General features: G+C 71.9%; 7 protein-coding genes. 4 read left to right on the top strand and 3 right to left on the bottom strand.

Annotated features, from left to right (window positions below):
• Positions 1 to 556: 556 nt before the first annotated feature.
• Positions 557 to 1,978, bottom strand: a complete 1,422-nt coding sequence (locus H293_RS0105385) for an FAD-dependent oxidoreductase (RefSeq protein WP_020116859.1) — start codon at positions 1,976 to 1,978, stop codon at positions 557 to 559.
• Positions 1,979 to 2,093: 115 nt separating this feature from the next.
• On the bottom strand, positions 2,094 to 3,533 hold the full coding sequence (locus H293_RS0105380; RefSeq protein ID WP_020116858.1) for an FGGY family carbohydrate kinase: 1,440 nt from the start codon (positions 3,531 to 3,533) through the stop codon (positions 2,094 to 2,096).
• 287 nt (positions 3,534 to 3,820) lie between these two features.
• Here H293_RS0105380 and H293_RS0105375 point away from each other — a divergent pair, with 287 nt between their 5' ends.
• From H293_RS0105375 to H293_RS0105365, 3 genes are all read left to right on the top strand, one after another.
• Entirely contained in the window at positions 3,821 to 4,816 is a 996-nt protein-coding gene (locus H293_RS0105375; RefSeq protein ID WP_020116857.1) for a hypothetical protein, read from the top strand.
• Between the two features lie 39 nt (positions 4,817 to 4,855).
• Entirely contained in the window at positions 4,856 to 6,379 is a 1,524-nt protein-coding gene (locus H293_RS0105370) for an amino acid permease (RefSeq protein WP_020116856.1), read from the top strand.
• Positions 6,380 to 6,539: 160 nt separating this feature from the next.
• The gene (locus H293_RS0105365; RefSeq protein WP_020116855.1) at positions 6,540 to 7,625 is read left to right on the top strand and encodes a mechanosensitive ion channel family protein; all 1,086 of its coding nucleotides are present in this window, start codon (positions 6,540 to 6,542) and stop codon (positions 7,623 to 7,625) included.
• A 175-nt stretch (positions 7,626 to 7,800) separates the two neighbouring features.
• Here the strand turns inward: H293_RS0105365 and H293_RS0105360 are convergent, their stop codons facing one another.
• The gene (locus H293_RS0105360) at positions 7,801 to 9,375 is read right to left on the bottom strand and encodes a M1 family metallopeptidase (protein ID WP_033415238.1); all 1,575 of its coding nucleotides are present in this window, start codon (positions 9,373 to 9,375) and stop codon (positions 7,801 to 7,803) included.
• Positions 9,376 to 9,594: 219 nt separating this feature from the next.
• Here H293_RS0105360 and H293_RS0105355 point away from each other — a divergent pair, with 219 nt between their 5' ends.
• Positions 9,595 to 11,814 (top strand): NADP-dependent isocitrate dehydrogenase, encoded by a 2,220-nt coding sequence (locus tag H293_RS0105355; RefSeq protein WP_020116853.1) that lies wholly within the window; start codon positions 9,595 to 9,597, stop codon positions 11,812 to 11,814.
• Positions 11,815 to 11,945 lie beyond the last annotated feature (131 nt).

Here is an 11,945-nt window from a genome sequence, read left to right as displayed (position 1 = left end):
CCGCACCGCACCGCACCGAGGACTGGCCCTCCTCCTCGCGCGGCACCGAAGGCCGGAGTCGCCCGCGACACACAGGACGCTGAGCCCGCCCGCACGGCACCGGAAGCTGGGCCCGGTCGCAGGACACACAGAACCCGGGCCCGCCCGCACCGCACCAGAAGCCGGGCCCGATCCGCAGCACACATAGAACCCAGGCCCGCCCGCGCGAAGCCGTAGGCCGCCGCCCACGCCCCGCCCAAGGGCGGATATCGCCGCGCGGCGCCCAAGGCCGGGCCTGCGGGGCGCCAGGGGCCGTACCTGCCCGCACGGCACCATAGGACAGGCCCACCCGCGCCGTGTCCAAGACCGGAATTCCCCGCTCGCCACGCAAAGCCAGGCCTGGCCAGGCCCCGCCCAAGACCGAACATCCCCGTGCGCCGCCCAAGGCGAGCCCTGCCTGCGGGGCGCCCGGGGCCAGGCCTGCCCACGCCTCGTCGCCCGAGACCGGCCATCCCGCGCACCGCCGAAAGCCAACGTTCCCCCGTCCCCACCCCCGCGAACACCGCCCACCCCCCGCTCACTTCCGCGCCCCCTCGAACAACTCCCGCACGGCGGCCCCGCAGTAGAACCCCTGGCACCGACCCGCCCGGGCCCGGGTCCGGCGGCGTAGGCCGTCGAGGCCGGCCGGGGGGATCGTGGCGGTGAGGGCGTCGCGGATTTCGCCGCGGGTCACGCGCTCGCAGTGGCAGACGAGGGTGCCGTACTCCGGGTCGGCGGCGATGAGTTCGGGGCGCTGGTAGGGACGTGGGAAGGCCTCGCCGAGGTTGGGCATGCGGATCGGGTCCAGTTCCGTGGCGGGGCCGAGGGCGAGGCCGGCCCCGGCGAGCAGGTCCGTCACGTGCGCGGCGATGGCGAGCGACGCGGTCAGTCCGGTCGAGCGGATGCCGCCGACGGTGACGTACGCCCGCTCGGGATGGGCCGAGATGCGGTAGTCCTCGTGCTCGGTGGCGGCGCGCAGGCCCGCGTAGACGGCGGTGACCTCCTCGTCGAGCAGGCCGGGCAGGATACGGCGGCCCTTGTCGCGCAGCCCCTCCAGACCCTCGGCGGTGGAGACGGTGGCCCGCTTGTCGTCGAGGTCCTCGGCGGTGGGGCCGAGGAGGACGTTGCCGTACACGGTGGGGGCGACCAGGACGCCCTTGCCGAGTGCGGTGGGTACCGGCAGGAGAATGTGCCGTACGAGGTCGCGGGCGAACTTGTCGAAGACGAGGAGCTGGCCGCGGCGCGGGGTGACGGTGAAGTCGTCGTGGCCGAGGGCGCGGTCGAGGGCGTCGGCGTGCAGACCGGCGGCGTTGACGAGCCAACGGGTTCGCAGGGTGCCACGTGAGGTCGTCAGGTGGTGCGTGCCGTCCGGATGACTCGCCCGCTCCACCCGGGTGTTGAGGTGCAGGTCGACTCCGTGCCGGACGGCCTGGGTGGCGTACGCCAGGTTCGTGGTCCAGGGGCAGATGATGCTCTCGCCGGGCACGTGCAGGGCGCCCAGCGCCCCGGGGCCGAGGTGCGGCTCGCGGTCGTAGAGCTCAGCGGGGCCGATCAGGCGGGTGTCCGTGCAGTCGTTGCGCTCGGCCTTCTCCGCCAGCCGGGGCAGCGCGGCGAGTTGCTCCTCGTCCCAGGCGACGAGGAGGGCGCCGACGGGTTCCACGGGGATGCCGGCCGCTGCCGCGTACGCGGCGAGCAGCCGCGCGCCCTCGCGGACCAGGCGGGCCTCCAGGAAGCCGGGGGTGGCGTCGAAACCGGTGTGCAGGATGGCGGTGTTGGCCTTCGAGGAGCCCTGTCCCACGTCGTCCTCCGCCTCGACGAGCGCGATGCGCAGGTGCGGGTGGTGGGCGAGGCTCCGGGCGATCGCGCTGCCGACGACCCCGGCGCCGACGACCGCGATGTCGTAGGGCGGCGAGGGCAACGGCCCGCGCCGGGTGACCGCGCCGTGCGCAGGGGCCGTCATGCGGGGGTGCCGCCCGGGAAGGAGCACGGCAGCGCCGTGAAGGGGCGCGGGGTACGGCATGACCAGCCACGACGGCCGCCCCGCCGCGGACGGCCGAGCGCGTATCGCATCCCCTTCATGCGTCCGCCCCTTCGAGCAGCGCGTTCACCGCGGCCCGGAACGCGGCCAGCCGCTCCGCCGCCTCCTCGGACGACACCCGCGGTTCGTACACCGCGGCGGGCTTCCAGTGGGGCAGGGCGTCCGTCACCTCCAGGCCGGGTTCCGCGCCGAGGCGGGCCAGGGTGCCCACGCCCAGCGCCGTCGCGTCCGGCAGTGCCGACACCTCCACGGGGCGTTGCAGCAGGTCCGCCTGGGTCTGCATGAGGAGGGTGGAGTGGGTGAGGCCGCCGTCGACGCGCAGTGCGCCCAGCGGCGCGCCGAGTTCCGTGGCGGCGGCCTCGGCGAGCAGGGCGACCTGTGCCGCCAGCCCTTCGCACAGTGCTCGCACCAGCTGCCCGGGGCCGGTGTCGAGGCCGAGGCCGGTGAGGGAGCCCCGCAGGTCGCCCCGCCACCACGGGGCCGCGAGTCCGGCGAGGGCCGGGACGAAGGTGACCCCTCCGCTGTCGGGCACCGCACCGCCCACCGCGTCGAGGTCGGCGGCGCCCTTGATGACGCCCAGGTCGGTGAGCCAGCGGACCGCGGACGCGGCCGTGTAGACCTGGCCGTCGAGGCAGTAATCGGTCCGCCCGCCGAGCTGCCAGGCCACACAGCTCACCAGTCCCGCATCACCGCGCCGGGGCACGGACCCGGTGTGCGCGAGCAGGAACGCCCCTGTTCCGTAGGTGCACTTGGCGCCTCCGGGTGCCGTGACGCGCTGGGCGAGCAGGGCGGCCTGCTGGTCCACGGCCAGACCGGTGAGCGGGATCTCCGGGCCGAACGCCGTTGTCACGCCGACCGGTCCGGCGTTGTCGACGACCTCGGGGAGCCGTTCGTCCGCGAGGCCGTACAGGTCGAGGGCGCGCCGGGACCACTGCGGGCGGTCCAGGTCGAGAAGCTGGGTGCGGCCGGCGGTGGCGGCGTCCGTGACGAAGGCGCCGGTGAGCCGGTGGACGAGCCAGGCGTCAGTGGTGGTGACGACGCCCTCCCGGGTGAGGTGCCGTCGTATCCAGGCCATCTTGGGAGCGGCGAAGTACGGGTCGAGCGGAAGTCCGGTCAGCGCACGCAACTCGTCTGCGCACCAGGAGAGTTCGGAGCACACGGACTCGGCCCGCCGGTCCTGCCACACGAGTGCGTCGGTGAGGGGCCGGCCCGTCGCCGGGTCCCAGGCGAGCACGGTCTCGCCCTGGTTGGCGAGGCCCAGCGCGACCACCGCCTCACCCCCCTCGGCCAGCGCCCGCGAACCGGCCTCGAGCACCGAGTCGTACAGCTGCGCGGGGTCGGCCTCGACGCGTCCGGCGGGCAGGTGGCGGGGGCGCACCTCGGCGAATCCGGTACCGATGACCCCGCGTTCGGGACAGATCACCAGGGCCTTGGTACCGGACGTGCCCTGATCGACGGCGAGCACCGGACCGGTCATCACGTCCCTCCCTGAGTGATCACGGTCCGACAGCCTGCCGCCGCCGTCCGCACCGCGTCAAGGCACCCCCCACCAGCGGTTACTCGACCGCGTTGACTGGCCGATCACCAGTCAACTCCCTTGTCCTGAAAAGAAGTTCTGAATGATCGAGAAGTGGTGTGCGGGGCGAATCCCCGCCCCTATAGTGACCGCCGACCAACGCGATCTCCTCAACCGCCGCCCCGAGGAGGGCTGTTGTTACTCCACCCTGCCGTTCTGCCCGGTCCCGCGTCCGGGGCGGGAAGGTGATGGCCAGAGAAGGAGCGCGCCCCGTATACGATCCCGCCGGCCATGACCCGGAGCTGCGCGCGGCCCTCCAGGAGGTCCGCGCCGGGCGCTGGATGTCGATGCGCACCCTGCTGGAGCGGACCACGTCCTGGTGGCAGTGGACCCAGCGCACCCAGGTGCTGGCCGCGGCGGCCGCGGGGACCGACGTGGTGCGGACCTGGCTCACCGAGGAGCCCGGCAGCGTGCCGGCCACGGTGATGCGGGCCCGGGTCGCCGTGGAACGCGCGCTGCGGGCCCGGCGCGAGCGGCACCGCCGTACGCACGAACTGTGGATCGAGGCCTGGGACGTCAGCCGGACCGCCGCCCGGGTCGCGGCCCACGACCCGGTGCCCTGGGTGTGCCTGCTGGCGCTGGCCCAGCTGGACCACCGGCTGCTGTGGGAGGAGCACCGGGCCGAGCCGCCCGGGCCGATGCTGCCGCCGGGCCCGTGGGGGCTGCTGGCCGAGGCCGGCAAGCGGGACCCGTACAACCGCGAGGCCCACCACCGGATGCTCCAGTTCCTGTACGCGCGGGCGGCCTCGGGGCGGCTGGCGGAGGCGGTCGGCTTCGCGCACTGGGCCGCCGCGTCCGCCCCGCCGGGGTCCGCACTGCACGTCCTGCCGCTGTACGTACGGGTCGAGCGCTACCGGCGCGGTGCCGGGCACAGTGCCGCGCTCGACCTGCACTGGGTGGCCGAGGACGCCATCCGGGAGGCGGACCGGGCGCACGACGCCTGGTTCGCGCGGGCTCCCGCCGAGGAGCGCACCCCGCTCGACCTCAACCACCTCGCCCACGCCCTGTGGGGCGCGCTGCGGTTCGAGGAGGCGACCGAGGTGTTCGACGCCCTCGGCCCGTACTACACGCCCCTGCCGTGGTCCTACCGCGCCGACCCGGGCGGCGAACGGGGCCAGGGCGTACCGGTCTTCCTCCACGCGCGGGCGCGCAGCCGGTCCGCGGCGCGCGGCCCCGACGTCTGACATCCGCACGGTTCCCGTCCCTTCCACGGAGGTCTCCGTATGTCGTCCGAACCGTCGATATCCCCGGAAGTCCCGCAGCCCGACGAGGAGCAGCGACTGCGCGAACTCGGCTACCGGCCCGTCCTCGCCCGGCGCATGGGCGGCTTCGGGAACTTCGCGATCAGCTTCTCGGTGATCTCGATCCTGTCCGGCTGCATGACCCTGTACGGCTTCGGCATGGGCGCGGGCGGCCCCGCGGTGATGCTGTGGGGCTGGGCCGGCGTCGGCCTCTTCGTGCTGTGCGTGGGACTCGCGCTGGCCGAGGTCACCAGCGCGTATCCGACGTCCGGCGCCCTGTACTACATGGCGGACCGGCTCGGCGGCCGGCGCTGGGGCTGGTACACGGGCTGGCTGAACCTGCTCGGGTTGCTCGGCGCGATCGCCGGGATCGACTACGGCGCCGCCCTGTTCGCGGGTGCGTTCGCCAACCTCCAGTGGGGCTTCGAGCCGACCCCCGGCAGGACCATGCTGATCTTCGTGGCGATCCTGTTGCTGCACGCCGTGCTGAACCTGTTCGGCGTCCGGCTGGTCTCCGTGCTCAACTCGATCAGCGTGTGGTGGCACCTGGCCGGTGTGGCGGTGATCGTCGGCGCCCTGTGGATCGTCCCGGACAGCCACCGGTCGCCGTCGTTCGTGTTCACGGAGTTCGTCAACGACACCGGCTGGCACAACCCGGTCTACGTGGCGGCGATCGGCCTGCTGCTCGCGCAGTACACCTTCTCCGGCTACGACGCCTCCGCGCACCTGTCCGAGGAGACCTCCAACGCCTCGGTGTCGGCGGCCAAGGGCATCGTGCGGGCGATCTGGGTGTCGTGGATCGCCGGGTTCGTGCTGCTCGCGGGGCTCACCTTCGCGATCCAGGACTACGACGCCACGCGGGCCAGCGCGACCGGGGTGCCGCCGGCCCAGATCCTGCTCGACGGTCTCGGCACCGACGGCGCGAGCGCGCTGCTCGTCGTGGTGATCGTGGCGCAGCTGTTCTGCGGCAACGCCGAGGTGGCCGCGGCCAGCCGGATGGTGTTCGCGTTCAGCCGGGACAAGGCCCTGCCGGGGTCCGCGCTCTGGCGGAAGGTCAGCGCCCGCACCCAGACGCCGGTCGCCGCCGTGTGGCTGGCGGTCGTGGTCGCCGGTGTGCTCGCCGTGCCCTCGCTCTACTCCGCGACCGCGTACGGCGCGGTGACCGCGATCAACGTCATCGGCATCACACCCGCGTACGCCATTCCCGTGTTCCTGCGGCTGCGCGCGGGGAGTCGTTTTCAGCCGGGTCCGTGGAGCCTGGGCAGGTGGAGCAAGCCCATCGGATGGACGGCCGTGGTGTGGGTGGCCTGTGTGACGGTGCTGTTCTGCCTGCCGCAGTCCTCGCCGGTGACGGTGGACACGATGAACTACGCCTCCGTGGCCCTGGCCGTCGTCCTGCTTCTCGCCACGGTGTGGTGGTTCGTGGCCCGGCGTTCGTACGGAACGCCCACGACGGCCGCGTACTCGGACCGGGAGCAGGCCGAACTCGCCGAGGGCATCGTCTGAAACCCGGCGATCCGGCCCCCTGCCCGGTACGAACTCCCGTGTCGGATACGGCAGGATGAGCGGTCGCGTCGGCCACGGAACCTTCACACGGCCGACGCGATCGCACATCCCGCAATTTCGAACAGGTGGCAACGTGACGGCATTTCAACGGGATCTCACCATGGACGACATGGTCGGCGCCGGCATCGCCGTGGTCGCCGGTCTGGTGGCGGCCTTCCTGCTGCGCATGCTGCTCAAGTGGCTGGGCAAGCACGCGGACCGCACCAAGTGGGGCGGCGACGACGTTCTTGTGGCCGCGCTGCGGACGGTGGTCCCCTCGGCGGCGATCGCGGGCGGCATCGCCGTCGCCGCGGCGGCGATGCCGCTGACCAAGGGTGTCCAGCGCACGGTCAACCAGGTGCTGACCGTACTGCTGATCTTCGTCGTCACGGTGGCGGCGGCCCGGCTGGTCGCGGGGCTCGTGCGGACGGTCACCACGTCCCGCTCCGGAGTCGCCGGATCGGCCACGATCTTCGTCAACATCACCCGGGTGCTGGTCATGGCGATCGGCTTCCTGGTCGTGCTCCAGACCCTCGGCATCTCCATAGCGCCGATGCTCACCGCCCTGGGCGTCGGCGGTCTCGCGGTCGCGCTGGCCCTCCAGGACACGCTCGCCAACCTTTTCGCGGGCATCCACATCCTCGCCTCCAAGACGGTCCAGCCCGGTGACTACATCCGGCTGGCCAGCGGCGAGGAGGGGTATGTCGAGGACATCAACTGGCGTCAGACGACGGTCCGCGCGCTCTCCAACAACCTGATCGTCGTCCCCAACGGTGAGCTCGCCAAGACGAACATGACCAACTTCATGCGTCCCGAGCAGCAGTTGACGATCCTGGTCCAGGTCGGGGTGGCGTACGACAGCGATCTGGACCATGTCGAGCGGGTCACCTGCGAGGTCGTCACCGACGTCATGACGCGGATCGAGGGCGCGGTCCCGGAGCACGAACCGCTGGTCCGCTTCCACACCTTCGGCGACTCGCGCATCGGCTTCACGGTCATCCTGGGCGTCGGTGAGTTCAGCGACCAGTTCCGCATCAAGCACGAGTTCATCAAGCAGCTGCACAAGCGCTACCGCGAGGAGGGCATCCGGATCCCGGCGCCGACGCGGACCGTGGCCCTCCAGCAGGGCTCGGTGTCGATTCCGCACCAGCGCGGCGGGGAGACGGTCATCGAGCCGGGCGAGATTTCCGCCGCCCGGCTCGACTAGGTCGTGCCGTTCGTAGCGGACCGACCTTGAGGAACGGCGCACCCGGGCCGGCTCCTGCGGGGGCGACGATCGGGTGCCCCCCGCACGGTCGGGGCCGGGGCCGCGCCCGGGCCACCGCGACGCCGTGGCCGCGCGGGCTCGGAGTGATCGGGAGCACCGGCCCCGCCGTGGTCGGCTACAGGGTGGCCGAGTTGTCGTGCGGGGCGCTCGGTCGGCTCTGCGGCTGCCGCAGGGCCGAACTCACCGGCGTCACCGTCCAGTCCGGGTGACCGGGCATCCTTGGGGTCTTCGTCCCGAGGAGCCAGTCGCCCAGGAAGCCGGACTGGTCGACGCCGGAGACCTCGGAGGCGACGGCGATGTAGTCGGCGGTCGACGCCGAGGCGTTGCGGAAGCGCTCCAGGAAGGTGGACTCGATCGCGGCGAAGACGCTCTCGCCGACCTGTTGGCGCAGCGCGTAGAGCACGAGGACGCCGCCGAGGTAGCGCTGGCTGTCGAAGAGGTTGGCCTCGTTCGGGGCGGCGACCGGGCCGGAGGTCCTGCGCCACTGGTCGCCGCGCGCGTACGTGTCCTTCATGCGGGCTTCCATGGTCGTCAGGCCGAGGGAGTCGGCCCAGCCGCGCTCGTAGCGGTACAGCAGCCCGTAGAAGTCGGCGTGGCCCTCGTTGAGCCACAGGTCGGACCAGGTCGCCGGGCTCACGCTGTTGCCGAAGTAGGAGTGGACCAGCTCGTGCATCATGTGCGAGCCGATGCTCTTCTCCGCCTGGAGCAGGAAGTTCGGCTTGTACAGGGTGAGGGTCTGGGTCTCCAGGCCCGTGAAGTCGAAGGCGTTCGAGGCGTCGTTGTTGCAGGGCAGCAGGCCGTACGTCTCGAAGGGGAAGGCGCCGAGCCGCTGCTCGATCCAGCTGACCAGGTTCGGGGTGAGGGCGAGCGCGGGCTCCAGGGCGGCGGCCCGGGCGCTCGGGACGACGTCCCTGAGCGGGAGTCCGTGCGGCCCCTGCCGGTCCTTGATCACGTAGTCGCCGACGGTGATCTGCACGAGCTCCGTGGCGATCGGCTCCCGGGACCGGTAGCAGTACGCGGTCCGGCCGTCGCCGAGGTCCTCGGTGCTCACCAGCCGGCCGCTCGCGACCCCCTTGAGACCCGCCGGGACCGTGACGCGGAACGCGAAGTCGGCCTTGTCCGAGGGGTGGTCGTTGCACGGGAAGACGGTGTGCGCCGCGTTGGGCTGGGGGCAGACCGCGAAACCGTCCGGGGTGGGCACCCAGGCGGTGGGGGCGAGGACGGCGCGCGGGTCCACCGTGTACGTCACGCTCACGGTCGCCGTGGTCTGCGCGGCCAGCGGGGCGGCGGGGGTGATCCGCAGCTTCTGGCCGGCCTGCTCCCGGGCGGCCTGGACACCGTCGAGCAGCACCTCGTGCACGTCGAGGCCCAGCGCGTCCAGGGAGAGGCGGCTCAGCTCCCGGGTGGTGGTGAGCGTCAGGGTCGCCGTCGCGTCGACGAGCCGGGTCGAGGCGTCGTACGCGAAGTCGAGGTCGTACGAGGAGACGCGGTAGCCGTCGTTGCCGAGGCCCGGGAAGACGGGATCCCCGAGGGTCTCCGGGCCAGGGGTGCCGGTCTCCGGGCCAGGGGTGCCGGTCTCCGGGCCAGGGGTGCCGGTCTCCGGGTCCGCGTGCGCCGGGGCGGCCACGGACAGGGCCGCCACGGTGCCGAGCAGAGCTGCCGGTGCCGTCACTCTGGTGCGATATCTCATGGTCTGCTTTCCCTCGGGCGGCCGGGTGGTCGGGTCCGGCCGTCGGATGACTGCGATCAACGTGCATGACCACAAGATCAGACGCTTCGGTTGCCCGAGGGGATGTACGGGATCTTCGCCGGCAGTCGGGGACCGCTGTCGAGGACCGCTGTCGAGACCGGGGCGGTCACGAGATATCTTGATGTCGAGCAATGTTGCAGACGTGGAGCGGAGCACCCGGTGACTGACTCGACCATCATCTATACGCACACTGACGAGGCCCCGGCCCTGGCGACGTATTCCTTCCTGCCGGTGGTCCAGGCGTACGCCTCGCAGGCGGGTGTCTCCGTGGAGACCCGGGACATCTCGCTGGCCGGGCGGATCATCGCCGTGTTCCCGGAGTACCTGACCGAGGACCAGCGGATCCCGGACGCCCTGCACGAGCTGGGCGAGCTGGCGAAGACGCCCGAGGCCAACATCATCAAGCTGCCGAACATCTCGGCGTCGATCCCGCAGCTCAAGGCCGCCGTCGCCGAGCTGCAGGCCCAGGGCTACGCGCTGCCGGACTACCCGGACGACCCCAAGACCGACGAGGAGCGGGACATCCAGGCCCGCTACGACAAGGTCAAGGGCTCCGCCGTGAACCCGGTCCTGCGTGAGGGCAACTCCGACCGCCGCGCCCCCGCCTCGGTCAAGAACTACGCCAAGAACCACCCGCACCGCATGGGCGCCTGGTCGTCGGACTCCAAGACCAACGTGGCGACCATGGGCGTGGACGACTTCCGCTCCACCGAGAAGTCCGTCGTGATCTCCGAGGCCGGCTCGCTGCGGATCGAGCTGGTCGGCGACGACGGCTCCACCACGGTCCTGCGCGAGTCGGTACCGGTCCTCGAGGGCGAGGTCGTCGACGCCTCGGTGCTGCACGTGGCCCCGCTGCGGGAGTTCCTCACCGCGCAGATCGCCCGCGCCAAGGCCGAGGACGTCCTGTTCTCCGTGCACCTCAAGGCCACGATGATGAAGGTCTCGGACCCGATCATCTTCGGTCACGTGGTGCGCGCGTTCTTCCCGAAGACCTTCGCGCAGTACGGCCCGACGCTCGCCGCGGCCGGCCTGACCCCGAACGACGGTCTGGGCGGCATCTACAAGGGCCTGGAGTCCCTGTCCGAGGGTGCCGAGATCAAGGCGTCCTTCGACGCCGAGCTCGCCGAGGGCCCGGCTCTCGCGATGGTCGACTCCGACAAGGGCATCACCAACCTGCACGTGCCGTCCGACGTGATCGTGGACGCCTCGATGCCGGCCATGATCCGCACCTCGGGTCACATGTGGGGCCCGGACGGCCAGGAGGCCGACACCCTCGCGGTCCTGCCGGACTCGTCGTACGCCGGTGTCTACCAGGCCGTGATCGAGGACTGCCGTGCCAACGGCGCCTACGACCCCTCGACCATGGGCTCGGTGCCGAACGTCGGCCTGATGGCGCAGAAGGCCGAGGAGTACGGCTCCCACGACAAGACCTTCGAGATCCAGACCACCGGCACCGTCCGCCTGGTCGACCAGGACGGCAACGCCGTCATCGAGCAGACGGTCTCCGCCGGCGACATCTTCCGCGCCTGCCAGACCAAGGACGCCCCGATCCGCGACTGGGTGAAGCTGGCCGTCACCCGCGCCCGCGCCACCGGCAACCCGGCCGTGTTCTGGCTGGACGAGACCCGCGCGCACGACGCCAACCTGATCGCCAAGGTCAACACCTACCTCGCGGAGCACGACACCGAGGGCCTGGACATCCGGATCCTCAACCCGGTCGAGGCGACCAAGCTGTCGGTGGAGCGCATCCGCCGCGGCGAGGACACGATCTCCGTGACGGGCAACGTCCTGCGTGACTACCTCACCGACCTCTTCCCCATCCTGGAGCTGGGCACCAGCGCCAAGATGCTGTCGGTCGTCCCGCTGATGGCGGGCGGCGGTCTGTTCGAGACGGGCGCCGGCGGTTCCGCGCCGAAGCACGTCCAGCAGCTGGTCAAGGAGAACTACCTGCGCTGGGACTCCCTCGGTGAGTTCTTCGCGCTGGTTCCCTCCCTGGAGCAGTACGCCGACTTCACGGGCAACTCCCGCGCGAAGGTCCTGGCCGACACCCTGGACCGCGCCACGGCGACCTTCCTCAACGAGGACAAGTCCCCGACCCGTCGGGTCGGCGGCATCGACAACCGCGGCAGCCACTTCTACCTGTCCCTGTACTGGGCCCAGGAGCTGGCCGCGCAAACCGACGACGCGGACCTGGCGAAGGCCTTCGCCCCGCTCGCCGAGACGCTCGCCGCGAACGAGCAGAAGATCGTCGAGGAGCTCAACGCCGTCCAGGGCAAGCCGGCCGAGATCGGCGGCTACTACCAGCCGGACCCGGCCCTGGCCGCGAAGGTCATGCGCCCGTCGACGACGTGGAACGAGACCCTGGCGTCCCTGAGCTGACGCCAGCCCCTATGGGCAAGCTGCCTGTCCTCCGCCCCGGTCGGCTTCGGTCCGACCGGGGCGGATGCGGTCCGACCGGGGCGGATGCGGTCCCGAGGGGGTCGGGGCAGGTCGCGTACGGCGGCGGGTCG

The organism is Streptomyces canus 299MFChir4.1 (assembly GCF_000383615.1).
GTDB lineage: Bacteria > Actinomycetota > Actinomycetes > Streptomycetales > Streptomycetaceae > Streptomyces > Streptomyces canus_C.
This window is presented reverse-complemented; position numbering and strand designations above follow the sequence as displayed.

Coding starts and splice junctions, on each gene's coding strand:
- H293_RS0105370 (WP_020116856.1), top strand. CDS start 4,856: ATGTCGTCCGAACCGTCGATATCCCCGGAAGTCCCGCAGCCCGACGAG.
- H293_RS0105385 (WP_020116859.1), bottom strand. CDS start 1,978: ATGACGGCCCCTGCGCACGGCGCGGTCACCCGGCGCGGGCCGTTGCCC.
- H293_RS0105380 (WP_020116858.1), bottom strand. CDS start 3,533: ATGACCGGTCCGGTGCTCGCCGTCGATCAGGGCACGTCCGGTACCAAG.
- H293_RS0105365 (WP_020116855.1), top strand. CDS start 6,540: ATGGACGACATGGTCGGCGCCGGCATCGCCGTGGTCGCCGGTCTGGTG.
- H293_RS0105360 (WP_033415238.1), bottom strand. CDS start 9,375: ATGAGATATCGCACCAGAGTGACGGCACCGGCAGCTCTGCTCGGCACC.
- H293_RS0105375 (WP_020116857.1), top strand. CDS start 3,821: ATGGCCAGAGAAGGAGCGCGCCCCGTATACGATCCCGCCGGCCATGAC.